The sequence below is a fragment of the Bradyrhizobium sp. USDA 241 genome (genome assembly GCF_049739505.1).
Classification (GTDB): Bacteria; Pseudomonadota; Alphaproteobacteria; order Rhizobiales; family Xanthobacteraceae; genus Bradyrhizobium; species Bradyrhizobium liaoningense.
Genome location: NZ_JBMGPZ010000005.1, coordinates 1,511,054 through 1,535,586, shown reverse-complemented (window position 1 = coordinate 1,535,586; position 24,533 = coordinate 1,511,054). Strand labels below are relative to the sequence as shown.

The 24,533-nt window shown below is 64.7% G+C and carries 14 protein-coding genes and 5 pseudogenes; 10 read left to right on the top strand and 9 right to left on the bottom strand.

The annotated features are described in order from the left end of the window. Positions 1–258: 258 nt before the first annotated feature. Positions 259–600 (top strand): annotated as a pseudogene (locus ABIF91_RS29135) (winged helix-turn-helix domain-containing protein); the annotation flags it as partial. Between the two features lie 130 nt (positions 601–730). On the opposite strand, the pseudogene bamA reads toward ABIF91_RS29135, so the two are convergent. The 3 genes and pseudogenes from bamA to ABIF91_RS29120 all read right to left on the bottom strand — a co-directional run. Beyond that, a pseudogene (gene bamA / locus ABIF91_RS29130) lies at positions 731–2,910 on the bottom strand (outer membrane protein assembly factor BamA); the annotation flags it as partial. Positions 2,911–2,984: 74 nt separating this feature from the next. Continuing rightward, entirely contained in the window at positions 2,985–4,211 is a 1,227-nt protein-coding gene (locus ABIF91_RS29125; protein WP_424578759.1) for an IS256 family transposase, read from the bottom strand. 60 nt (positions 4,212–4,271) lie between these two features. Next, positions 4,272–4,613: pseudogene (locus ABIF91_RS29120) on the bottom strand (POTRA domain-containing protein); the annotation flags it as partial. A gap of 293 nt (positions 4,614–4,906) precedes the next feature. Between ABIF91_RS29120 and ABIF91_RS29115 the strand changes: the two are divergent. The 5 genes and pseudogenes from ABIF91_RS29115 to ABIF91_RS29095 all read left to right on the top strand — a co-directional run bounded on the left by ABIF91_RS29115 (position 4,907) and on the right by ABIF91_RS29095 (position 12,019). Continuing rightward, positions 4,907–5,275 carry a hypothetical protein gene (locus ABIF91_RS29115; RefSeq protein WP_424579536.1) on the top strand — a complete coding sequence of 123 codons (369 nt, stop codon included), beginning with the start codon at positions 4,907–4,909 and terminating at the stop codon, positions 5,273–5,275. Between the two features lie 1,309 nt (positions 5,276–6,584). Beyond that, positions 6,585–8,027, top strand: coding sequence for an efflux transporter outer membrane subunit (locus ABIF91_RS29110; RefSeq protein ID WP_050995152.1), 1,443 nt, complete (start codon positions 6,585–6,587; stop codon positions 8,025–8,027). Beyond that, complete coding sequence (locus tag ABIF91_RS29105) at positions 8,024–9,256, top strand: efflux RND transporter periplasmic adaptor subunit (RefSeq protein WP_035674972.1); 1,233 nt, start codon at positions 8,024–8,026, stop codon at positions 9,254–9,256. Before ABIF91_RS29110 ends, ABIF91_RS29105 begins: the two co-directional genes overlap by 4 nt. Position 9,257: 1 nt before the next feature. Continuing rightward, a pseudogene (locus ABIF91_RS29100) lies at positions 9,258–11,220 on the top strand (MacB family efflux pump subunit). 91 nt (positions 11,221–11,311) lie between these two features. After that, complete coding sequence (locus ABIF91_RS29095; RefSeq protein WP_028181597.1) at positions 11,312–12,019, top strand: response regulator; 708 nt, start codon at positions 11,312–11,314, stop codon at positions 12,017–12,019. Here the strand turns inward: ABIF91_RS29095 and ABIF91_RS29090 are convergent. Further along, a complete protein-coding gene (locus tag ABIF91_RS29090) occupies positions 12,000–12,206 on the bottom strand; it encodes a hypothetical protein (protein ID WP_424579867.1) in 207 nt (68 codons plus the stop codon). The genes ABIF91_RS29095 and ABIF91_RS29090 overlap by 20 nt on opposite strands. Here ABIF91_RS29090 and ABIF91_RS29085 point away from each other — a divergent pair. Beyond that, positions 12,163–13,224 (top strand): annotated as a pseudogene (locus ABIF91_RS29085) (ATP-binding protein); the annotation flags it as partial. The gene ABIF91_RS29090 and the pseudogene ABIF91_RS29085 sit on opposite strands and share 44 nt — an antisense overlap. 166 nt (positions 13,225–13,390) lie before the next feature. After that, positions 13,391–14,734: an IS1380-like element ISBdi2 family transposase gene (locus ABIF91_RS29080; RefSeq protein ID WP_424578699.1), complete on the top strand. Its 1,344-nt coding sequence runs from the start codon at positions 13,391–13,393 to the stop codon at positions 14,732–14,734. 458 nt (positions 14,735–15,192) lie between these two features. Here the strand turns inward: ABIF91_RS29080 and ABIF91_RS29075 are convergent, their stop codons facing one another. Further along, positions 15,193–16,419 carry a cytochrome P450 gene (locus ABIF91_RS29075; protein WP_245285521.1) on the bottom strand — a complete coding sequence of 409 codons (1,227 nt, stop codon included), beginning with the start codon at positions 16,417–16,419 and terminating at the stop codon, positions 15,193–15,195. A 179-nt stretch (positions 16,420–16,598) separates the two neighbouring features. Next, entirely contained in the window at positions 16,599–17,219 is a 621-nt protein-coding gene (locus ABIF91_RS29070; RefSeq protein ID WP_028181103.1) for a DUF1127 domain-containing protein, read from the bottom strand. Between the two features lie 296 nt (positions 17,220–17,515). On the opposite strand from ABIF91_RS29070, the gene ABIF91_RS29065 reads away from it, so the two are divergent. After that, positions 17,516–18,868, top strand: coding sequence for a glycosyltransferase (locus ABIF91_RS29065; protein ID WP_028181104.1), 1,353 nt, complete (start codon positions 17,516–17,518; stop codon positions 18,866–18,868). An 88-nt stretch (positions 18,869–18,956) separates the two neighbouring features. Beyond that, positions 18,957–20,216, top strand: coding sequence for an MFS transporter (locus ABIF91_RS29060; RefSeq protein WP_051393972.1), 1,260 nt, complete (start codon positions 18,957–18,959; stop codon positions 20,214–20,216). A 640-nt stretch (positions 20,217–20,856) separates the two neighbouring features. On the opposite strand, the gene ABIF91_RS29055 is transcribed toward ABIF91_RS29060, so the two are convergent. Genes ABIF91_RS29055 through ABIF91_RS29045 form a run of 3 tightly spaced genes read right to left on the bottom strand, consistent with a single transcriptional unit; the run spans position 20,857 to position 24,493 of the window. After that, entirely contained in the window at positions 20,857–21,639 is a 783-nt protein-coding gene (locus ABIF91_RS29055; protein WP_028181106.1) for a hydantoinase B/oxoprolinase family protein, read from the bottom strand. Next, positions 21,636–23,258, bottom strand: coding sequence for a hydantoinase/oxoprolinase family protein (locus tag ABIF91_RS29050; RefSeq protein WP_284283014.1), 1,623 nt, complete (start codon positions 23,256–23,258; stop codon positions 21,636–21,638). Before ABIF91_RS29050 ends, ABIF91_RS29055 begins: the two co-directional genes overlap by 4 nt. Continuing rightward, positions 23,255–24,493, bottom strand: a complete 1,239-nt coding sequence (locus ABIF91_RS29045) for an NAD(P)/FAD-dependent oxidoreductase (protein WP_028181108.1) — start codon at positions 24,491–24,493, stop codon at positions 23,255–23,257. Before ABIF91_RS29045 ends, ABIF91_RS29050 begins: the two co-directional genes overlap by 4 nt. Positions 24,494–24,533 lie beyond the last annotated feature (40 nt).

The window sequence follows — 24,533 nt, the reverse complement described above, 5'->3', positions numbered from 1 at the left end:
CTGCGCCGAATTTTCGGGATGGAAGAGCCGCGATTGCCACCGGCCACAATGGTCCCATGCAAGCGCGGGTCCAGGCCCTCGTCTTGGCATGCCAACCTAAACCCTTCTTTCAAAGGCACTATTTTGGCGGGCCGAAGCAAACCCGAGCCATCTGCGCCGGGCTGCCTGCCATGCTGCTTTCGGCCAGTTTACTGGACGCGTCGTTCTGCTAGACTACAACAAAATACCTTTTGACTCCCGTGGAGGGGGCAATGGCACGTGCAGGCTCATAGCAATCACGACTCGCATATTTCATTCGGGCCATTTCGGCTGTTTCCAAAGTCCCGGCTCCTGGAGAAGGAGGGGGAGCCGCTCCACATCGGCGGCCGCGCGCTCGATATTCTGATCTTGCTTGCCGAGCGCCCCGGTGAAGTCATCGACAAGAGGGAGCTGGTCAAGCGCATCTGGGCCGACGTGAATGTCGACGAGGGCAGTCTGCGCTTCCATGTCGCAGCGCTGCGCAAGGCGCTCGGCGATACCGGCAAGTCGACTCGTTATGTCCTGAACGTGCCCGGCCGCGGTTATTGCTTTGTCGCGCCGTTCGTACAAGCAGCTCCGCCGGTCTAAAGGCCACTGGCGCGGTGCGAAGCGCCGCGGAGAGCGCCTGGCGGTGCTCCGGCGCCGCGATCGCGCTCGTCCGGCGCGCCCCCGCACGGCAAGGCCGCAGCCGCACACGGCGGCGGGCGCCCAACTAGAACGAAGTGCCGCCCCCAAACCTGAACTCCTGAACCGTGTCGTATTTGCCTTTCGTCAGCGGCACGGCGTAGTCGAAGCGCAGTGGCCCGAACGGCGAGGCCCAGATCAGGCCGACGCCGACAGACGATCGCACCAGATTGCCGTCATCGTATTGCAACCCGCAGGTCGGGCAGGCCTTGGTGTTGACTTCGCCCGTGGCCGACCATGAGGTCGGCCCCTGGTAGCCCCAGAGCGATCCGGCATCGGCGTAGACCGCGCCCTTCAGGCCGACTTCCTTGGGCAGGAACCAGAACGGCATCTGCAACTCCATCGATGCGCCCCAGTATTTCGTGCCGCCGAGCGCATCGCCGCTCCCGCCCAGGCTCCAATAGGTGATGTCGCGCGGACCGATGCCGTTGGAAGCAAAGCCGCGCACGAGATTGGGCCCCATCTGGAAGTGATCCAGCATGCGCAGGTCCTGGTTGCCGAGCTTGCTGAGGAGACCGCCCTGGAGATGGATCACGCTGACGATATCGGACACGAGCGAAGTGTAGTACTTGGTGTCGACCGCCGTTTTCAGATAGGTGACGTCACCGCCGACACCGGCGAAATCCTGCTTGAAGTCGACCAGCAAGCCGTCGGTGGGGTTCTTGGTGTTGTCGAGCGTGTTGTAGTTCAGCGTGTAGCCGAGCGCCGACGTCCAGGTCGCGCCGTTCGCCAGCTCCCGCCGGACCGGCAGGCTCGACTCACCGTCGCCATAGCAGCCGTATCCGTAGACGCCCGAATCCGTGGAATTGGTCGGGTCCACGCCGCCAGTACGCTCCTGATGTAGGCCGGCGTCGGATTGAAGGCCAGAGACGTGTTCGACGCGTTGTTGTTGCAATTGTTGTAGGCGCTGGCGAGCGTGATGCTCTGCTGATAGAGCGAGTAGCGGAGCTGGAGTGAGAGGTCCTCGCGCAACGCAAAGCCCAGGCGCGGAGAAAAGCCCAGCGTCGTCACGCCGTAGCTCGTGTAGCTGTTCGACAATTGCTGGCGCCAATAGGTGTCGAATCCGAGCGCCAGCCGGTAGTCGAGCAGATAGGGCTCGACGAACGACAGCGATATGCCGCGCGAATACTGGCCGTAGCTGACGGTCGCCTTGCCGTAGAGCCCCTTGCCGAGCAGGTTGCGCTCGGAGACCGACACCTCGGCCAGCGCGCCGTCGGTGGTGGAGTAGCCGCCCGAGATCGAGAAGTCGCCGGTCGATTTCTCTTCCATGTCCACGATCAGGATGACGCGGTCGCTCGACGAGCCCGGCTCGGCCGTGATCTTCACGCTCTTGAAATAGTCGAGGTTCTTCAGCCGCCGCTCGGCACGGTCGACCAGCGCGCGGTTGTAGGCATCGCCTTCCGAGAGATCGAATTCGCGGCGGATCACGTAGTCGCGCGTACGGGTGTTGCCGCGCAGGTTGATGCGCTCGATATAGGTGCGCGGTCCCTCGTCGACGTTGAAGACGACGGAGACGGTGCGCGCCTCGAAATTGCGGTCGCCGCCGGGACGGACCAGGGCAAAGGCATAGCCGCGGCGCGAGGCCTCGATCTGCATGTCTTCGGTCGACTTCTCGACCGATTCGACGTTGTAGAGCGAACCGACATGGACGCGCGAATAGACGCGTAGCGAGGATGGATCGAAGTTCGGAATGCTCGAGCGGAAGTCGACCGCGCCGACACGGTACTGCGCGCCCTCCTCGATCTTGAAGGTGACGAGAAAGCCCTTTTTCTCGGGATCGTATTCAGTGAGCGCGGCGACGACCTGGACGTCGGCAAAGCCGTTCTTGAGGTAGAAGCGGCGGATCAGGTCGCGGTCGGCCTCGACGCGGTCTGGATCATAGATGTCGTTGCTGCCGAGAAAGCTGAGCAGATTGCTTTCATGCGTCTTGATGATGTCGCGCAGTCGCGAGGCCGAGAAGGCGCTGTTGCCGATGAACTCGACGGACTTGACCGGGGTCTTGGCGCCCTCCTCGATCGTGAAGACGAGATCGACGCGATTGCTCGGCTGCTCGATGAGCTCAGGCGTGACGCGCACGTCATAGCGGCCCGAGCGCCGATAGATCTCGGCGATGCGCAGCGTGTCCGATTGTACCAGCGCCCGCGAGAAGGTCCCACGCGGCTTGGACTGGATCTCGGCCGAGAGTTGCTCGTCCTTGATCTTCTTGTTGGGGAGTGTCAGAAGTTTTGTGTAAGAGCGTCTCTGTGAGGGGTTTGCGGGGTCAGCGGACTGACCCCATGGGGTCAGTCCGCTGAGCCTGCAAAGCGCTCGCCGAACTGGATGGCAAACTGGCCCATTGCGGCCGTCCATGCAACCGGTCGTCGCCAATGGATGCCGGCATTTCTGATGGCGAGGTAAAGCAGCTTCATCGCCGCCTCGTCGTTGGGGAAGCTGCCGCGTGTTTTGATGATCTTGCGCAGCGAACGGTTCAGCGCCTCGACCGTGTTGGTGGTATAGATCATTTTGCGTATCTCCGGCGCGAAGGCGAAGAACGGAATGACGTGCTCCCACGCCCGGCGCCAGGCCGCCCCGATCGCGGGATAGCGCTTGCCCCACTCGGCTTCGAAGTCCTCGAGCCTGAGCAGAGCGGCGTCGGCATTCTCGGCATGATAGATCGCCTTGATCGAGGGAAGGATCGCCTTGCGATCCTTCCAGGACACGAAGGATAGGCTGTTGCGGATCAAATGCACGATGCAGGTCTGGACCATCGCCTTGGGAAAGACGCTGTTGATCGCCTCGGGAAAGCCCTTCAGACCGTCGACGACGGCGATCAGGATGTCGGCGACGCCGCGGTTCCTCAGATCGTTCATGACCTTGAGCCAGAATTTGGCGCCTTCGGTTTGCTCGATCCAAAGCCCGAGCACGTCTTTCTCGCCCGATGCAGTGATGCCCAGCACGACGTAGACTGCCTTGTTCTTGACCATCCCCTCATCGCGAATCTTGACCCTGAGCGCGTCGAAGAAGACCACCGGATAGATCGCTTCCAGCGGCCGGCTCTGCCATTCGCGGACCTCGTCGAGAATCGCGTCGGTGACCTTGCTGATCAGATCGGGGGACACCTCGGTGCCGTAGAGCTCGGCCAGATGGCCCTGGATCTCCCGTACCGTCATGCCCCGCCCGTAGAGACTGATGATCTTCTCGTCGAAGCCGTCGAAGCGGGTCTGGCCCTTCGCGACGATCACCGGTTCGAACGTGCCGGCGCGGTCGCGCGGCACCTCGATCTCGATCTCGCCGTCGTCCGTCAACAGCGCTTTGCTGCTTGTGCCGTTGCGGCTGTTGCCCGACCCGCGGCCCGCCGGGTCGCCCTTCTCATAGCCAAGGTGGTGGGTCAGCTCCGCACCCAGTGCGCGCTCCAGAAGCGCCTTCTTCAGTCGTCTGAAAAGCCCGTCTTCGCCGGCTAAGTCTTCTGGCTTGAGGCTGCCCCCGGCAAGAAGCTGGTCCAAAATCTCAGGTGAAAAATCCGTAGCCATGTGAGTCTCCTGTCAAAGGTAAACTCACAGAAACCATCTTACACCGAGTTACTGACACCCTCTCTTGTTGCCCTCGAAGGCAACGCGGCCGATCACGGCATTTTCCACCACCGACACCACGAGGCGGCCGCCGGCCTGACTGATCTTCACGTCCTGGAACAGGCCCGTCCCGATCAACGCCTTGAGTCCGTCATCGAGGGCGGATTGATCGAGGCGACCGCCGGGGCCGGGTTTGAAATACGAGCGGACTGTCTCGGCCGCCACGCGGCGATTGCCTTCGACCACGATCGTCTCCACGCTCTGCGCAGCCGCCGGCTGCGGCAACAGCACGACGGGAATTGAACTCGCAATCGATACACCACTCATCACCACCGCGATCAGCAAGCCCCGCAACACCGACATTCCACACCTCAAGAGCACCTCCTGCTCTGAAACGAAACGGCTGTGGCCGCGATGTGGCTTTGAGATTGCTGTATTGTTTCCGGACGTTGAAATTGATTGGCGGGTCGGCCGCGCGAATACGGCTCCCTGACGACCGCGCGAGCCCTCCGCGGCCAGCGGCCGACGTGCGGACGGTCTCGTACGGGCCGACCAGGCAAGCGCGCAGCAACATCCCGCAACGCCTGAATTCTTTACAGCCTCCGAAGTCGATGCGAGAGGCGACGGCATCAGGAATTCGCACAGGGCATTTGCCGATGAACGCGCTTGTCATGACCAGAACGGTGCTGGTCGTCCTCCTCACCTCGACCCTCACCGCTCATGCCGCAGCCACGCGCAAGCGCGATCGACAGCAAGCGACGCATGATGTCGTCTATGAGTATGGTCCGCACGGGCCCAATCGGTCCTACCAGTCCGGCCCGCATACGCGCATCTATGTAAGCAAGCGGTCGTGGCTGGATGGCGGGACCGAAGTGCTTTCCGGGGAACGTAAGTTCACCGACTACGCCTTGCCGCCCGGCACGTCGTTCGCACGCCAGAACAACAACCGGCCGCTCGACCGTCAACCCCCGAGCCCGGATTCGGACCTGGGCGGATTTGCGCAGAGGATTCCGATTTCGTGGTGATCCGACGCTCTGATGTCCCGGACGAACTGCAACGCGTTGAGCGTTGCGGGGGAGAGCCGGGACCCGGAAAAGCGACGTGGTACGGTGCTGATAGATGGGCCCCAGCTCTGCAGCGCACCGTCGAAGGGACGCTGCGCTGCGTCCGGGGCACGAGAATGGAGTTTGGCGCACGCTCTCTCCTCCTCGTCATTGCGCGGAGCTCTTGCGACGAAGCAATCCAACTGTCGCTGTGGAAAGATTCTGGTTTGCTTCCGTCTTCGCCGAAGGCTTCGGCGGACAAGTCGCTGCGCTCCCAATGATGGAGCAAGGGGCGGCATCGCAGCTCAACACGCATCTTGAAGCGCAGACACGCCCTCGCGTTCTCGCGGCTGAATTCGCCCGAGCTTTGCTTCGTCGCTCACCCTCTTGAGCCAAGAGGGCGCAGGGAAGACCGGGTGCTGACCTCGCACCCGCGGTCCGCTGCGCGAAAATGTAGCGCAAAGAGACCGCACAGCAGCATACAGGTGGTGCCAATCACTCGGCCTTCCCTGCGCGATGGTCGGACGGCTTATGCCGTGCTCTCCCGGGAGCCGAACTTTCCTTTTGGCCTCCCTCACCCCGCGAATTGACGATGCCGTCTGCCCGGTTGGGCTCGCGCGCATCTTCGCGGACAGCTTGACCGTAGCAACGACGGCCAGGACCACACGGTTTTGCCGTACGCACGGCCCGCCATGTCGCCGCAGTTTTCCCGGCCCTGTCGACGGAGCCGGAAACTTGCAGACGAGACGAAGCCTAGCAGCGCCGTTCGTCCGCACGCGGTTTCGAGCTCACAGGGACTACCCGCCCTGCCCGCACCTTTCGTGCCCGACGCTGCCGCGTCCACCGCAAGCCCGGCTCGCGACAATGACGACCACATGATCGCCCCTCAAGGATGAGCCGGGATGGGCGACACATACGCCATTTCCGAATTTCGGTAAAGTGGAATATCTTCGCAAGGAGGGGTTGACGCAGCAGCAAAACAGGGTCGATGTCCTGCCTGGCAGGCACCGTGCGGCGGGCGCGGAATGCCCCGCAACATCTGTTTACATCCAGCAACATTCCGGCTGCCGAAAGGCCACGATCGCGCGGCTAGTGGGCCCTGTTCGTCGTACCCTTCCGAAGGCCATGGGCACCGCACGTCCCGCGGCAAGGCCCATGGATCTCAGCCGATTTGATGCCGTCACACTTGTTCGTCGCAGTTCCCACGCCATCCGCAGAGGAGAACCATCGCCCGACGCCGTCCCCACTGCGCGCCGCCCTGTCGCGCGCCGGATCGGCCTGCGTCGCGCTGATGTTGGGTGCCACACTGGTTGGCTGCGCGGTCGGGCCGGATTATGCCGGGCCGCCCCGGCTGGACATGCCGTCGCACTGGAGCGCGCAACCCAAGTCCCGGCGGCAAGCCGGCACGCTGGATCGCTGGTGGCTGCGCCTGCGCGACCCCCTGCTCAACCGGCTGATCGAACAGGCCGTCGAAGCCAACCCCGATGTCGCCAAGGCCAAGGCAGTCGTGCGCGAGGCGCGCGCAACGGTGCAACAGACCGGCGCCGGCCTGTTTCCCTCCATCAGCGGCTCGGCCTCGGTGACCAACAACAAGACCAGCGCAGGCTCCGCCACGGCCGTCGTCGACACAGCGCCCTACACGCTGAACCAAGCGAGCTTCGATTCGAGCTGGGAGCTCGACCTGTTCGGCGGCACGCAACGAAGCATCGAAGCAGCGGTGCGTGGGCAGCAATCGGCCGAGGAGGATCTGCGCGACAGCCTCGTCACGCTGATCGGCGACGTTGCCGCCTATTACGTGGAGGCGCGCGGCTACCAGGCGCGGATCGCGCTGGCGCAGCGAACATCGGTCTCGCAACGCGACACCGAAAAGCTCACCCGCAGCAAATACGAGGCCGGCAGCGGCAACGCCGTCGATCTCGCCAAGGCGACCGCACAGGCGGCGAGCACGGAGGCGAACGTTCCGACCTATCAGGCGGCGCTCGCGGCCGACATTCACCGGCTCGGCATCCTGCTCGGACGACCGCCTGACGGCGTGGCTTCGCTGATGGCACGGTCCGCGCCCGTGCCTGCACCGCGCATGCCGTTGCCGACGGGCCTGCCCGCCGATCTCCTCATGACCCGCCCCGACGTCGCCAGCGCCGAGCGCAAGCTCGCCCAGACCACTGCCAAGATCGGCGCGGCCGAGGCCGACCGCTATCCTGCGGTGTCGCTGACCGGCTCGGTCGGCACCTCTGCGCTGCGCGCCGGCGACCTCGCAAAATACTCCAACGTAAGCTGGTCGGTGGGCCCCTCGGTCACGGTGCCGGTGTTCGACGCGGGCAAGCGCCTGGCGACCGTCAGGATCGCGGAGGCGCAACGCGACCAGGCGTTCGCGACGTTCCATTCGAGCCTGCTCACCGCCTTTGAAGACGTCGAGAATGCGCTGGTGTCGATTTCGCAAGAGCGCGTTCGCACGGTCAAGCTGGCCGAGGCCGCGAAGAACTATCGCGAGGCCGCCCGGTTGTCGCGATCGCTGTTCGAGACCGGCAGCGCCAGCTTCATCGACGTGCTGGACGCCGAACGCTCGCTCTATTCGGCTGAGGATTCTCTGATCCAGAGCAAGGTGTCCGTGGCCAAGGATTACATTTCCCTCGCGAAGGCGCTGGGTGGCGGCTGGTCCGATCCGGTCGACACATCGACGCCGATCATCGTGGACACCAATACAGGACCACACTTCCGGGAGACGGTGAAGTGACTGATATCATCACCGCCAAGCGCGTGAAGATTGCCGCCGCGGTGGTTGCCGTCGTGGCAACCGGGGTGGTGGCCGCCATGCGCTTTCCGGCGACGTCGAGCAAGGCACAGTCCTATATCACCGCGCCGGTCACCGTCAGCGATCTGCGCGAGGAGGTGCTCGCCAGCGGCACGCTCAAGCCGGCACGCCTGACTGCCGTCGGCGCGCAGGTGTCGGGCCGGATCACCGCCCTCAATGTCCGCGTCGGCGACACGGTCAAGGCCGGCGACGTCATCGCCCAGATCGACCCCGTCACCAAGCAGAACGATCTGCGCAGTTCGGAAGCTTCGCTCAAGAACTACCGCGCGCAGAAACTGGAGAAGGAAGCCGCGTTGGTGCTGGCGGAAGCCAACCTCGCGCGACAGCAGGCGACACTGGCACAGCGCGCCACCTCGCGCAGCGATTTCGACAGCGCGGATTCGACGGTGCGGCAGACCCGCGCCCAGATTGCCGCGCTCGAAGCTCTGATCGTGGGAGCCGAAGCCAGCGTCGAGACGGCACGGGTGAACCTCGACTACACAAGGATCACCGCGCCCATCGACGGCACGGTGCTCGCCACCGTGGTGCAGGAGGGACAGACGGTCAACGCGGTGCAATCTGCTCCGACCATCGTCGTGCTCGGCCAGCTCGAGACCATGACGGTGCGGGCGGAGATCTCCGAGGCCGACATCGTCAAGGTCAAGCCGGGCCAGGCGCTGTATTTCACCATCCTCGGCGACCAGGACCATCGCTACGAGGCGAAGCTGGAGCAGATCGAGCCGGCCCCCGAATCGATCAAGAGCGACGCCAGCTTCTCCTCGACCACCACGTCGAGCTCGAGCACGAGTTCGAGCTCATCGAGCTCCACCAGCACCGCCATCTACTACATCGGCGTCTTCAACGTCCCCAACAAGGATCTTTCGCTGCGGACCTACATGACCGCCGAGGTGCACATCATCACCGGTGAGGCCAAGCGCGTGAAGGTCATCCCCGCGCTCGCGCTGATGCGGAAATCCGACGGCCGCAGCACCGTCCGCACCCTCGATGCATCGGGTGACGTGCGCGAGCGCGAGGTCAAGACTGGACTCAATGACCGCACTACGGTCGAGATCAGGTCCGGCCTCGATGAGGGCGACCGCGTCGTCACCGGAGAAGCCAGCGAGCAGACCGCATCGAGCGGCATGTCCGGCGGCCCGCCGGGAGGTCTCTGAGATGGCCGATCCGATCATCGCCCTCGAGAACGTCAGGCGGGAATTCTCGGCCGGTGACACGCGCGTGGTGGCGCTCGACGATTTGTCGCTGAGCATCCAGCCCGGCGAGATGGTGGCGATCATAGGCTCGTCCGGATCCGGAAAATCGACGCTGCTCAACATCCTCGGCTGCCTCGACCGCCCGACCACCGGCACATATCGTGTCGCCGGCAAGAACGCCTCCGAACTCGACGCAGACGAACTGGCGGCGCTGCGGCGCGAGCATTTCGGCTTCATCTTCCAGCGCTATCATTTGCTCGGCGATCTCTCCGCGGCCGAGAACGTCGAGATCCCGGCGATCTATGCCGGGATGACGGCCCGGGAGCGCCGCACGCGCGCAGAGCAGCTGCTCGCAAGGCTTGGCGTGGACGACCGGCGCGGCCACCGCCCGAACCAGCTGTCGGGCGGCCAGCAGCAGCGCGTCTCGATCGCACGGGCGCTGATCAACGGCGCCGAAGTCATCCTGGCGGACGAGCCGACCGGCGCGCTCGACCGGCGCAGCGGCGAGGAGGTCCTAAAGATCCTGAAGGAGCTGCACGGCGAGGGACGGACGATCATCATCGTTACCCACGATGCCGATGTCGCCGCGCGGGCCGAGCGCATCATCGAGCTGCGTGACGGCAAGATCGTTTCCGATCGCCGCACCGAGACCGCAGGCGCATCGGCGCCGGCTGTTGCGGCGCCTCGGGCCTCATGGGACAGCGGCGCCGGCTGGCCCGGCGCGTTGCGGCGCCTGCGGGAAGCCTCGCGAATGGCGCTGGTGGCGATGGCCGCGCACCGGCTGCGCGCCTTCCTGACCATGCTCGGAATCATCATCGGCATCGCCGCAGTGTCCTCCGTGGTTGCGCTCGGCAACGCCTCACAGCGCAAGGTGCTGTCGGACATTTCGAGTCTCGGCACCAACACGATCGAGGTGTTTCCGGGGCAAGGATTTTGGCGACGCGCGCGCCGGCAAGATCAAGACGCTCGTCCTCGGCGATGCCCGCGCGCTCGGCCAGCAGGGTTTCATTGCCGGAGTCACACCGACGGTCTCGACCAGCACGACAGTGCGCTATCGCGGCAGCGAGTCCAACGTGCTCGTGAACGGCGTCGGCGAGAGCTATTTCCAGGTCAAGGGCGCCAAGCTGGCGAAAGGCCGCCTGTTCGACTCCGACGCGGTGCGCAACATCGAGCGGCAGGTCGTCATCGACGACAACACCCGCAAGACCTTCTTCGCCGACGACCAGAACTCGGGGATCGGCCGCGTCATCTGGCTCGGCAAGGTGCCCTGCCGCATCGTCGGCCTCATCGCCCAGCAGCAGGGCGGCTTCGGCTCCAACCAGAACCTCTCGGTCTATCTTCCCTACACCACCGTGCAGGCACAGTTCACGGGCGACCGCTCGCTCCGCAGCATCCTGCTCCGGATCAGCGACGAGATCTCGACCACGCTGGCTCAGGATGCGGTCACCACGCTCTTGACCAAGCGGCACAATACCAGGGATTTCGTCATCCTCAATACCGACGACATCCGCCGCACCATCACCAGCACGACGCAGACCCTGGCGTTCCTCGTGGCGGCGATCGCGGTGATCTCGCTGGTCGTCGGCGGCATCGGCGTGATGAACATCATGCTGGTGTCCGTCTCCGAGCGAATCAGCGAGATCGGCGTGCGCATGGCGGTCGGGGCCAGACGCAGCGACATCCTCCAGCAGTTCCTGGTGGAGGCGACCCTGATCTCGTCCATCGGCGGCATCGCCGGTATCCTCGTCGCGATCCTGCTCGGGACGGTGGTCAATATGGCAATGCCCGGATTCCAGGTCAGCTATTCGCTGTTCTCGATCGGCGCGGCATTCCTGACCTCGACCGGAATCGGGGTGGCCTTCGGCTTCTTCCCCGCCCGCCGCGCCGCCTTCCTGGATCCCGTGGTGGCGTTGAGCCGTGACTGACCGTAGGATTGCAGACATGACCGTAGTTCTTCGGGCGAGACAATCGTCCGCAAATCGACCAACGATCGTCAACCCCGATGCGATCTCAAACATGACCAACGGCACGCAGAACATCCTGATCGTCGAGGATGACCGGCAGACCCGCGACCTCATCGCGCGCTATCTGCGCGAGCATTCGTTCGAGGTCCACCTGGTCACGAACGGCAGGGAGATGGACCGGCATCTCTCGCATAACCGCGTGGACCTGATCGTGCTCGACCTGATGCTGCCGGGCGAGGACGGTCTGAGCCTCTGCCGCCGCGTGCGCATGGAATCCATGACGCCGATCATCATCCTCACCGCGAAGGGCGATGATCTCGACCGGATCCTCGGTCTCGAGATGGGGGCCGACGACTATCTGCCGAAGCCGTTCAACCCGCGCGAGCTTCTCGCCAGGATCAACGCTGTGCTGCGCCGCCAGGCGAGCGGCCGTGCCGCCGCCGGCGCGGCGACACGGCTGAAATTCCTGGGCTGGATCATAGATCTTCGTTTGCGGGAGTTGCGCGACCCCGAGGGCGCGCAGGTGCCGCTGACCAGCGCCGAGTTCGATCTGCTGCAGGTTTTCTGCGAACGGGCCGGCCGCATCCTCACCCGCGACAATCTCCTGAGCATGACGCGCGGCCGGCCCGGCGGCAGCTTCGGCCGCAGCATCGACGTGCTGGTCAGCCGGTTGCGCCGAAAGCTCGACCGCACCCAGGACACGTCCGTGATCAAGACCGTCCGCACCGGCGGCTACATCTTCACGCCGGTGGTGGAGTAAGCATGAGACGCGCCGCCGACGTCGTCGCGCTGTTCAGCTTCAGGCGGATCAGCGGCCAGATCGCAGCCCTGGTTTTGGGGTCACTGATCCTGATCCATGTGCTGATTGCCGGGTATTTTCTGCTCAACCGGCCGAGCGTTCTGATGGACAGCCCCGTGGAGCAGTTCGAGCTGATTGCGAGGATCATCGCCAGCACGCCGCAGGGAGAGCGGGATCTCGTTCTTGAAAACGTCAGCCGAACCTTTCCGGCGCTGAAGCTGCAGTTGAAAAAGGATGTTTCCGCCTCCACGGCTCCATTGCCGGAGCGGACGCGCCTGACCCCCGCCGCTATCGAAGGCCCGGTCGATCTCATTCGTGGTTCCACACCGGAAGACAATCGCCTCTGGTTCTATTTGGCAAATGGCGACGTGCTCGAGGCGACGATCGGGACACTCAAGATGCCTGCCTTCGTGAGCGGCGCCTGGACGAGCACGCTCCTGTTCCTGGTGGCAAGCGTGACGCTGCTCGGCGTCTGGGCCGGCCGCGCGCTCAGCTCGCCCCTTTCGGCCTTCGCGCGCGCGGCGGAGGACTTCAGCTTGAATCGCTCGTCCGAGCCGTTGCCTGAAAATGGCCCGGAGGAAATCCGATCCGCGGCGAGAGCGCTCAACCGGATGCGCGAACGCGTTACCGCACTGATGAACGATAGAACTCGAATGCTGGCCGCCATCAGCCACGACCTGCGCACCCCGATTACGCGCCTGCGGCTACGCTCGGAATACATCGAGGATCCAGCACAACGCACCCAGACCGTACGCGACCTCGATCAGATGCAGTCGATGCTCGAGTCGGTGCTCTCGCTGCTGCGCAGTGAAAGTGCTGCCAGACCGACACTGGTCGACGTTGCCGCGCTGCTCCAGATGGTTTGCGACCAGTTTTCCGATAGCGGCCACGCGGTGCACTATCTTGGTCCGGACAGAGCCGCATTCATCGTCCGGCCGGACGAAATCATCCGCGCGGTCACCAACCTGGTCGAAAACGCCACACGCTTCGGAACCGAAGTTAGCGTCGAGCTCCTGATCTCCGGGAACCAGATCATCATCGACGTCGTCGACGACGGTCCTGGAATACCCGATGAGAAGAAGGCGGCGATGCTGGAGCCCTTCGTGCGAGGAGAAGAAGCCCGCACCATGGACGAAACGGCGGGATTTGGCCTCGGCCTCGCGATCACGCAGGCGATCGTGACCGCGCATGGCGGAACGTTGCTGCTGCTAGCCCGTCTTATTCGTAAGAGTGCGCCTGAGGGCTGGCGAGCGTGGTGTAAAGCGCTGATGCGGCGTAGGATTCGGTTGCGAAGCCACCCCATCACCTTCAACCGCGAACGCCACGCCCGCCATGACCGACGATACGATTCCGCCCTTCTCGTTTCCAGCCGTTCACGCCAAGAAAGTCACAGCTGCCTTCGATGGCGGTCGCCTGACCTCGAACGGGGGCGTGATGCTTCTGGCGATGGCCGAGCGGCGTCTCGGCTTGGCCGACAATCTGGCCCGGGTGTTCCCGGATCGGCGCGATCCGACGCGGGTCGTGCACAGCCTTGTCGATATGTTCCGCGCGCGCATGTTCGCGATCTGCTGCGGCTACGAGGACGCCGACGACCTCGATCATCTGCGGTCCGATCCCGCATTCAAGCTGGCCTGCGGACGGCTGCCGGACACGGGCCGCGATCTGTGTTCCCAACCGACGCTGTCGCGGCTGGAGAATGCTCCGCGCCTGCGCGACGTGATCCGACTGACCTACATTTTGGTCGACGCATGGATGGATAGCTACCCGCGCGAGCCGGCATCCGTCACGCTCGACATCGATGATACCTGCGATGTCGTCCACGGCCATCAGCAGCTCTCGCTGTTCAACGCTCATTATGACGAACGCTGCTTCCTGCCGATCCACGTCTACGACACGGAGAAGAGCCGTCCCGTGGCGGTCGTGCTGAGGCCCGGCAAGACGCCGGGCGGCGTCGAGGTGCGTGCCCTTCTGCGCCGCCTGGTACGGCATATCCGCACGCGGTGGCACAACACGCGAATTACGTTCCGTGGCGACGGGCACTATGCCCGGCCGGAGGCCATGGCGTGGTGCGAGACCAACGGCATCGACTACATCTTCGGTCTGTCCGGCACCAAGCCTCTCGCCAGAAAAGTCGACGAGGTCGCCGACGACATCCGCACCCGACGCGCCATCGAGAACCTGCCGGTTCTGCGTGGCTATACCGAGACGCGCCACAAGGCAAAGTCCTGGGATCGCGAACGGCGCACCGTCGCCCGTATTGAGGCGACGATGCTCGGCCTCGACATCCGTTTCGTCGTCACCAGCCTCGATGTCGGCTCGGCCGAGTGGATCTACGACAGCCTGTATTGCGCGCGCGGCCAAGCCGAGAATCTGATCAAGCTGCATAAGACGCAGCTCGCCTCCGACCGCACCAGCTGCCGTTCGGCGCTCGCCAACCAGGTCCGTCTCGTGCTCCATACGGCCGCTTATTGGCTGATGCTGACCGTGCGCGACGCCATTCCCAAAGTCCGGGAATTGGCCGCTGCCGAGTTCGCGACGCTGCGTCTTCGGCTCTTGAAAATCGCCGCCCGTGTCGTCGAGACCACGAGCCGCATTCGCCTTGCGTTTGCCGCGGCATGTCCCGAAGCCGACCTGATCTGCGGCTTGCCCGGCGCGCTGCTGCCGCTCGGTCCTTGACCGGCGGGGCGTCCGCCCCCGTTCGCCCAACCCATCCCTCAAGCGCGTTGCAAAGTACCGGTCGTCAGGCGGCGAAAAGCCGAAGGCAATCCTGTGCGCCTCGTCAGACAAGATGTGCGGCCGCATCAATCGGGCCCAAAAGCCGCACTCTCACGAATAGGACGGGCTAGACAATGAACCGAGGGGTCTTCGCGTCCGCCTGCTGCTTTCCAATGCAGACCGTAGCCACGACTGACGCTGCCGACCCGCATTGTTCCGGAAGCAAGGGCGGGGGGTGCCAAACCCTTGCCCTTGTGAACACTCATCAACTTGACCTGCCCCCTGCCCTCACGGCGTGGACGAGCGCGGGCCGACCGCCCTCATCTGTCGCGCCGCATCAGAGGAGCTCTCAGCGCTGGTCTTGGATTCCCGCGCCTATGGGAGGCAGGCGGTTCGCCGTGCGAGGCCTCGTCCGGATGTCACGGCTGCCAGGATATTCGCATGGTGTCGAGGCGACGGATGCCGCTGTGCCCCTTGATCGCTGGCGCTTCATCCAATCGGAGTTGAGGAATGCGGGCCGCGAGCGCCGCCAGGCTCTCCTCGAGCTCGATGCGCGCCAGCGCTTCACCGATACAGCGATGGGCACCGGCCCCGAAGGCGGGCAGCAACCGTTGTTGGTCGGTTCGACGGATGTCGAACACGTCGGGCCGTTCATAGGCCTCTTCGTCACGCGCGGCGGACATGGTCGACAAGATGACGAGTTGCCGGGCCGGAAGCACAGCGCCGCCAACCTCGATGTCTTCAGCCGTCACCCTGATGAACGATGCCACGCTCGGCTCGAATCGCATCGCCTCCGCAACCGCGCCCGGAATCAACGAGGGATCGCGGCATACCGCCTCCCATTGCTCCCTGTGCTGGAGCAGAAGCGCCAGTTGCATGACGATGGCGACGCGAGTCGTGTCGGTACCGCCGACGATCAACTGCACGATCTGGAATATGATCTCGAGTGGTGACAACTCGCCAGCTGCGTCGGCCTTCCCAAGGAAATCCGAGAGGAAATCGTCGCGAGGGGCGCGCCGCCGGTCTTCGAGCGTCTTCTCCACGTAGGCGCGCAGCTGTTGGCAAGCCTCTTCCGATTCGGGGATTTCGTCCGGCAATATGCTGGCGCTGAGGAATCGGGTCACCGCGTAGACGAGTTCTGTAAAGGATGGGATATCGGCTCGCGGCAGGCCGAGAAGATCGCCAATGACGCGGGCGGGAAGTTGAGCTGCGAACCGACCGACAAATTCGACCTGACCATCGGCATACCAGCTCTCAATCAACTCCTCCGAGGAGCGCCGTATGTGCGGCCGCAGATCGGCCATCATACGGGCCGCAAAGCTTCTGGAGAACGGTGAGCGTCGGCGGCGGTGAACGGCACCGTTCGCGGTGAGCATTCCGTGCGCGAAGAGATCAAACAGCGCTCCCTCCGTGACACCGAACAATTCCGGGTGGGCAGTTTCGGATGCGGCTATACGGACATCATTGCCAAGCCGCTCAACGTCGGCATGGCGGAGCACGAGATAACCTCCCGTCTCATGCCTGACAAAGGGATAGGCGGCACGATACCTGCGGAACATTCCGTGGATCCGCGTCGAGGTCTGCCGCACCGAGAACGGGCAGGTCTTCAACAGCGGCGAGAGCCGTCCGATCGTCGGCGCCGACAACTTCTGCCATTGGGGTTCTCTTGTCCTTGACTGCGATGTCTCCTCCCTAGGCCTGGCGCGTTACGGCTCGATTGCCGGATCGTCGAAATTCGTTGCAATCGTAACGGACGGCCGCGCGATCGCCTGCCTGTCAGCGCGGCGCGACCCAAGCTCCGTCTGGCGATGGCAAGATACCCGCCTCAGCAATCATGGCCGTACCTCACCGCCCACTCGATCTCCGAACGGCCGTGGATTCCAAGATCGCGCAACGTACGGTCGTCGAGCTCCATCAAAGCGGCAACAGTTCTTCTGATCTCCCGCTCACGACGCAAATACATCGGCAAGACCGCCAGCATCTCACCGATCGAACGCAGCCAATTCCAACGTCGCGCAGGTTGCGCGTCGCACGGCAGGACACGGCCGCACTTGACGGCCTTGTCGTTGCGCTCGGCCCCATCGCGACCGCTGCTGTGCACCGGTTCCGCCGGTTCGCTGGTCTCCCGGTCCGTAGCCCAGTCTGTTCGTGCCGCGAGTATCGCGTGAGCCGGCATGGCCGCGGCCGGATGCAACGCTGCACCGTAGAGCGCAAATCCTTCCATGAAGGAAAAGATCACCGACCAAAATATGCCGACGTCGCGGTCCGGCGCGGCTTCAGCCGGCGCCGGATACGAACCAGTGTCCGCGAGGTCTTGCCTCCCGATACGGCCAGCACCCGGACGGGCCGTACCGCGGTCATCGGGCCATGCGGCCAAATCCTGACCATCGAGCTCGCCGTCAACCGGGCGGACAAGCCGGACTATATTGCGAGAATGCGACTTCATCGTAGATCTCCCAAGGGTTGTTCGTGGGAGCCTATGTGCAGGCCGGCCGTTACACCGAGATCACCGTCATCGGCAAAAAGGCTACAGTTGCAATCCGCCGGCCGCGTTTAGCACGGATCTGCAGTGCCGGAAGACGCGGCGATGCCAGCCTCAATCACGCCACGTTGTGTTGCCGCTGTAACCATTCGATGGCCGGCGGAAGCATTCGTGTAACGGCGATCCCGTCAATTCGCTCTGCGCAATCGCTCGGCCGCCCCGTTGCGGCCGTGCACCGATCCATCAAGAGGTCAGCTCCCATGAAGATTCTTATCGCTTCGACGCCTGCGACGGGCCATCTCAATCCACTGCTGGCGATCACGCAGATCCTGGCTGCCGAAGGCCACGAGATTGCCCTTGTGACAGGCACCGCCTTTCGTGCCCGCGTCGAAGCCAACGGCATCAGGTTCTTTCCTCTTCCCGAGGGCGCGGACTTCGATCCGAACGACGTCTTCTCGTTGGTCCCCGAGCTCAAGATCATTCCCCCGGGGCTGGAGTGGCTTCGTGTTGTTTGCGAGCGCATCTTCGTCGACGCCATTCCGGCCCAGCACCAGGGGCTGCTGGAAGCGTTGCGGCAGTTTCCGGCGGACATCATTGTCGCTGACGACATGTTTTTCGGCATACTGCCGATCCTGCTCGGACCGCGATCGCATCGGCCTCCCGTCGCGCTCTGCGGCACCTCGATCCTGCATTGGGCGCGCGAGGACGGCGCACCCAATTTTCTCGGCTTGCCGCCGGCAAGGACCGACGAGGACCGCGATCGCTATGCGGCCCTGGCGCGGGACTATGACGCGACGGTCGATCAGCCGGTCTTGCTGCGCCTGAACCGCGCCTTGAAGGGCCTCGGGGTCGGGCCGGTAGCGATGCCGCTATTCCATTCCGTGGTCCCTCTCGCAGATTCCTATCTGCAATTGTCGGTGCCGAGCTTCGAATTTCCACGCGACATGCCGTCTTCGGTGAATTTCGTCGGCACGCCTCCGATCATTGCCAACCAGGTCTCGCCGCCGCCATGGGCCGAGGACCTCGACGGCTCGCGCAAGGTCGTGCTCGTGACGCAGGGCACGGTGGCCAATCACAACCTCAATCTGCTGGTCGCCCCGACGCTGGCGGCGCTCGCCAACGAGCCCGACATCCTGGTGATCGCGACGGCAGGCGGCCGTCCAATCGACGCCATTCCCGGCAAGGTGCCGTCGAACGCCCGCGTCGCCAGCTATTTGCCGTTCGAATGGCTGCTGCCGAAAATCGACGTGCTGGTTACCAACGGCGGCTATGGCAGCGTCAACCAGGCCATGAGCTTCGGCATTCCCCTGGTTACCGCGGGACTGACCGAGGACAAGGCCGACGTCAACGCGCGGGTCGCGTGGTCCGGCGTCGGCATCGACCTGGCGACCAACGAGCCGACGCCGGAAGCCTTGCGCGAGGCAGTGCGGACGGTGCTCGACCAGCCGCCCTATCGATTGCGCGCATCGCAGATCGCGGACGAGTTCGCAGGGATCGATACGCGGAAGGAAATTCTCCGGATCATCGGCGAACTCGTTACCGACCAAACCAAGCTGTCACGCCTCCGCGCGGCCGTGCCGAGCCGGGGCCGGCGCGCCGGGCGGCGCGGATGATCCGATTGCCGAACTGAGCCATGGAGGGCGGTGCGACCGTCCTCCATCGTTCCATCAGTGTCCGTCAAAAGCCATCGGATGTCCGTTCATGCGCATCGAACCTGAATCGTTCGCCTTCATGGTGCTGCTCGGGCTGCTGGCGGCCGTGCCATATTCCGGCATCGACATCAATCTGCCGGCACTGGCGGCCACCGGCTCCACGTTTGGCGTGAGCGCGTCGGACGTCGGGTTGACGACGAGTGCCTTCATGCTCAGCCTCGCAACAGCGCCGCTGATCTATGGACCCGCCTCCGACCGCCTTGGTCGCAAGCCGATCCTGGCATTCGGCCTCGCGCTGTTCGTCGCCGCCAGTTTCGGCTGCGCGCTTGCTTCCTCGCTGCCGGTTCTGCTGGTGTGCCGTTTCATTCAAGGTATCGGCGCCGCCGCAACCGCCACCACCTTTGCCATCATACGCGACCTCTTCGACGGCACCGCGGCACGAGGCAGGATCGCCAACGTCATGGTCGCAGTCAACGTTGCCACCGTGATCGCGCCCACCGCGGGGGCTGCCCTGCTGGCGGCTGCCGGCTGGCAATCGATCTATGCGACCCAGGCTGCGATTGGTTTGGCGCTGCTGGTGGTGGTGATGTTTCGCTTCGCCGAAAGTGCGACCATCGCTCCATCCGCCCGCCTGGTGCCCGCGGCCGTGATTGACAGCTATCGCCGCGTCCTGACGCATCCGGTTTCGCTTCCTTACATCCTGGTCGGTGCGGCGGGAGGCGCGACGGTGTTTGCCTACGTCACCGGCGCCTCGCTCTTCTTCGTCGGGGCCGTCGGGCTCTCGCCCGAGCAGTTCGGCCTGATCTTCAGCGCCTGTTCGGCCTCCGTGATGGCCGGCGCCTTCCTCGACGGACAGCTCGGCCGGCGCGGGATATCTTCGGCATGCATGCTCGCCACAGGGCTGACGCTGTCGTCGGCGGCCAGCGTCGTCCTGCTCGCGATGACGTTGACCGGCTGGATGCCCACGGTGCCTGTCACCGCGCTGCTGATGGCGGTGGCGCTCGGCTTCGGACTCAGCGTGCCGAACGTGGTGAGCGCGACGATGCAGCACTTTCCTGACATCGCAGGCGCCGTCAGCGCTGCTGCCGGGAGCATCCAGCTGATCGCCGGTGCCATGTCGAGCGGACTGGTGGCGGCCTGCTTCGACGGCCGGACCGCGCTCTCGACGACGGCCGTCATGGCTGCCTCCGCGCTCCTCGCGCTCGTCCTGTATTTCATGGTCGCGCGTCCCGCCGACCGTCGTCTGCAATTGCAGACGATCGAGCGGCTGATGCGCGCCGGCTCGATGCCGAAATCGACCGCAAGCTGATCATCTGGCGGCTGCTGACCATTCCTATAGGCGGCGGCTCGTGACTAGCCGCTTGCGCTCGCCTGAAAAACATCTGTCTTCGCCGCGTTCAATGCCCTGGTTTCCCCTGCAGGAGCAGCCATGCGGATCAATTAATTCGCACGAAACTGTGACAGCGATCGCCGAGGCGGCAACCGCCGTGAACGCTGCACATGATCGCGCGTGCCATTCTTACAGAGGTAACCATTTCGTCTCGACCAGACATCATTCGGTAGCAGCATTGCCCCACCGTTGGCGCGGCCAGCGCGGCTACACCCGCGGTCACGCAATTATCCCATCGCCTGCTCCGGTCGCGAAAGGAACGATTGCGTCAGTGAGTTTCGCGACCTGATGAGGCTTCTGGAATGTTATACCATTTTCTGCTGGCATCGTGGGGCACATTGGGAAACCTCAGCCCCCTCCTGACTGCGGGACGGAAACTGCGCCGGAATGGTCATCATGTCCGGGTGATGGCGGATCCGGCAATGCGTGCCGAAGTCGAGAGCGCCGACTTCGAATTCGTGACATGGCGCCGCGCCCCGACGGGAGAGGCCGCCGATCCGACAGATCTCTCGGACATGCCGCAGTGGATACGCCGCGTGGTATTCGATCCCTGCTCGGCCTACGCGGCCGATATCCAGGACGAAATTCGCCGCGTACCGACCGATGCCGTTCTCAGCCTCGACGTGCTGTTCGGCGCTGCGCTCGGAGCGGAGGCATCGGATGTGCCCTTCGCTGTTCTATCCCCCCATGTCAGCCTTCGGACCCTGCCGGGAATGCCGCCGGCCATGAGCGGGTTGGGCCAGCCGAAAACTCCGCAAGAGCGTGCCGAAGTCGACGTGGCCAATGCCGCCGTGTCCCAGATGCTGACTACCCGAACAAGCCGATCCACATCGTGGTGCCGTTCGCGCCTGGCGGCAGCACCGACGTGCTGGCGCGGCGTGTGGGAGAAAAACTCGCCGCGGCCTATGGAGCCGGCGGCCATGCCTCCGACATCCTGATGGTGCAAATTGGCGGCGGCGAAGGCGACCACCTCACCATCGTGGAAGACCGGATGGACCAGAGCCAGGTCCGGCAGATGCGTGCCGCCGGACCAGGGGTCGTTGAGCAGATAAGCGTCGCCCTCGGACATCGTTGCGAGCGGAAAGCGTGCGAGCACACCGGCAACGGCCGGAATCAGCGATCCCAGCAACAACGGCAGCGAGCGCGCCTGGGCGAGCAAGCGTCCGTCCGGCAGGAACAGCGCCGCGGCACAGTCGCCGCTCTCGCGCGCGATGGACGACACGGCGGCGCGCGTCATGCCATGCTGCATGCGGTCGGCCGTGCCTTGCAGCGCCAGACGCAGCGGCTCCATGCGCAGGGCGATGACCGGATCAGGTGCGGCGTCGCGCGCGCACGGCATCATGCCTTCGCCTCCAGCGCCAGCGTCTGATCCGGCATCACCCGCCAGGACCAGCCCGCCGGCACAAAGACGGTTGTCATCGGCGCGAACAACGAATACGGCCCTGCGCCTTCCGGCGGCAGCGAAGCCCACGGACTATTGCTCGCCGTCAGGCGGACGTCGCCCTCTTCCGGACCGCAGAGCATGCCTAGCGCCGACATCACGCTGGCGTTCGGCATCACCAGCACGCGGCGCATGCCCACAAGTTCGGTAATCTCGGCCGCATGCTGCGCGCCGCCGCCGCCGATGGCGACGAGCACCGCATCCGCCGGATCCAGGTTGCGTTGAAAGGCGTGGGTCTTGACCGCCTCCGCCATCCCGGCGGCAGCTGCGCCCACGACGGCTTCAGCGGTTCGAAGCACCGACAAGCCGAGCGCGCCGGCCACGCCGCCAAGCGCGGCCTCCGCGGCGCCACGGTCCAGCATGATCCCGCCGGCAAGCCGGGGCGGCAAGCGGTCCAGGACGCACAGCGCATCGCTCAGCGTCGGCAAGTCACCGCCGAGACCAAAGGCGGCCGGTCCTGGCCAGGCGCCTTGCGAGCGCGGCCCCAGGCGAAGCGCGCCACCCGGCAGCACCGACACCACGCTGCCACCCCCGATGCCGATGGAGGCGATATCTGCGCAGCGCTGACGGATCGGCAAGCCACCGCATTCCAGCGCATCGGTAAAGGTCGGCCTGCCGTCGCGCAGAATGCTGATGTCGGCGCTGGTGCCTCCGATATCCAGAACGATCGCGGGACCGGAGGCTGCGAGGCCGGCGGCCACGCCCTGCAGCGCTGCGCAGGGACCGGACATGGCAAGGCCGATCGGCTGCTCGGCGAGATCATGCCAGGGCGCAGTTCCGCCGGCCGATCGCATCAGGCGCAGCGGCGGCAAGCCACGCATCTTCAATGCGTCGGCCAGCGCGTGCAGATAATTCGCTGCCAGCGGTTTGGCATAGGCGTCCAGCGCCGTAGTCAGCCAGCGCTCGAATTCCCGCGGTTGCGGATCGACTTCGCTGGACAGTGAAATGTGCAAGCTCGGAAGGCGCGCATGCAGCGCAGCCCGCAGCGCGCGCTCATGGGTCGGATTGCGGTGCGAGAACAACAGACCGACCGCCAGCGCGCGCACGCCGGCGTCGCTCACTGCATCCGCAATGGCGTCAACGGCCGACAGGTCGAGCGGCTCCACCTCACGCCCCTCGGCATCGATGCGCCCGCCGATCTCGAACCGCAGCGGCTCCGGAAACAGCTTTGCTTCGGGCACGGCCGGCATGATCACCGGCTCATACAGTTCCTTGCGGTCCTGACGCGCCAGGACCGGTACGTCGCGCATGCCGCGCGTCAGGACAAGGGCCACCGGCGGCTCGTTCAGCTCCAACAGCAGATTGGTGATGACGGTGGAGCCGTGCACGACGCGACCGACGTCATCTGCCCCGATGCCCGCCTGCGCGAACAACTGATCGAGTGCCTCGACGACCGGCTCCGCCAGCCGGCGTCCGGCGCGCGGATGTTTGAGCGATGCAACGTGCCCGTCGCTCCGCAAGGCCACCGCATCGATGAAGGTGCCACCCATGTCCACGGCGAGTGACCAGGACGCGCTCAACGGAAGCGCTCCGGCGAAAACGGCGTCAGGTCCACCTGCGTCGGTCGTCCGGCCACCAGATGCGCAATCTCGCGGCCGGTCGCCGCGCCCATGCACATGCCCATATGGCCATGGCCGAAGGCGAGCCAGGCGTTGTCGGCCGCGCGGACCGGACCGACCACGGGAAGACTGTCGGGAAGACAGGGACGATGACCCATCCAGCGCGTGAAGGACGATGTGTCCAGGTGCGGGAACAGTTGCTGTCCCTGACGAAGCAGGGCATCGGCACGCGCCATGTTGGGTGGCGCTTTCAAGCCGGCAAATTCCACCGTACCGGCCAGCCGCAGACCCATGGCCATCGGGTTGACCATCAGATTGTGCTCCACCGCCATCACGGTGTGGCGCAGAGCCAGGTTCGAGCTCTGCACGGTGACGTGGTAACCGCGCTGCGTCTCCAGCATCACCGGGCTGTCGAGCTGTGTCGCCAATGCGCCCGACCAGGCCCCGGCTGCCACCACCACGCCGTCCGCTGCCAGCGGCTCGCCCTGCTCCAACAGCACTGCCGTGACGCGCCGGCCCTGCCGCTCGAAACCACGGACGCGGTCGCGGACGTGACGCGCGCCGTCGCCGATGCAGCGATTGTAGATCGCCTTGACGAGGGCAGATGGATCGGACGTGGAGCCGTTATCGGGCGCCAGAATGCCGAACCGAAAACGTCCCTTCAGGTCCGGCTCGAGACTTTCCAGCTCGTCCTGCTCCACGTCCTGCATCCGCACGCCCAGCGATCGCCGCAGATTCATGCCCCAGGCCCACTGCGCCGCTGTCTCGCGAGAGGAAAAGACGTACAGACAGCCGCTCCGTCGCACCAACTCCCGGGCATCGGCATGCACGAGCAGCGGATCATAGCAGTCGAAGATAGGCGCCAGCAGCGCCCGCAGCGCGGTGGCGATGCGTGTCACCTCTTCGCGTGATGAATGATGCAGCATGCGCAGCAGCCATGGCGCCACGAGCGGGGCATAGGCCCAACGCACCGTCAGCGGTCCCAATGGGTCCAGCAGCCAGCGCGGGACCTTTTTCCACATGCCTGGCATGCCCACCGGCAGACAGGCGCTGGGCGAAAGCGAGCCGGCATTGCCGAAGGAGCAGGCCTCGCCCGCGTCCAGCGGGTCGACGAAGGTCACCGCGTGACCGTCGCGCTGCAGCCACGCCGCAGTGCAAGCGCCGACGATTCCCGTTCCTATGACGACAATGTGCATGCGGGAATTCTGAAAAATAATTCCCCCATCACACAAGCCA

Excerpts from the sequence above, each read along its gene's own strand:
- ABIF91_RS29065 (WP_028181104.1), top strand. The coding sequence starts at position 17,516 with ATGAAGATTCTTATCGCTTCGACGCCTGCGACGGGCCATCTCAATCCA.
- ABIF91_RS29055 (WP_028181106.1), bottom strand. The coding sequence starts at position 21,639 with ATGATGCCGTGCGCGCGCGACGCCGCACCTGATCCGGTCATCGCCCTG.
- ABIF91_RS29070 (WP_028181103.1), bottom strand. The coding sequence starts at position 17,219 with ATGAAGTCGCATTCTCGCAATATAGTCCGGCTTGTCCGCCCGGTTGAC.
- ABIF91_RS29115 (WP_424579536.1), top strand. The coding sequence starts at position 4,907 with ATGAACGCGCTTGTCATGACCAGAACGGTGCTGGTCGTCCTCCTCACC.
- ABIF91_RS29080 (WP_424578699.1), top strand. The coding sequence starts at position 13,391 with ATGACCGACGATACGATTCCGCCCTTCTCGTTTCCAGCCGTTCACGCC.
- ABIF91_RS29060 (WP_051393972.1), top strand. The coding sequence starts at position 18,957 with ATGCGCATCGAACCTGAATCGTTCGCCTTCATGGTGCTGCTCGGGCTG.
- ABIF91_RS29125 (WP_424578759.1), bottom strand. The coding sequence starts at position 4,211 with ATGGCTACGGATTTTTCACCTGAGATTTTGGACCAGCTTCTTGCCGGG.
- ABIF91_RS29090 (WP_424579867.1), bottom strand. The coding sequence starts at position 12,206 with ATGATCCTCGCAATCAGCTCGAACTGCTCCACGGGGCTGTCCATCAGA.
- ABIF91_RS29095 (WP_028181597.1), top strand. The coding sequence starts at position 11,312 with ATGACCAACGGCACGCAGAACATCCTGATCGTCGAGGATGACCGGCAG.
- ABIF91_RS29110 (WP_050995152.1), top strand. The coding sequence starts at position 6,585 with ATGTTGGGTGCCACACTGGTTGGCTGCGCGGTCGGGCCGGATTATGCC.
- ABIF91_RS29045 (WP_028181108.1), bottom strand. The coding sequence starts at position 24,493 with ATGCACATTGTCGTCATAGGAACGGGAATCGTCGGCGCTTGCACTGCG.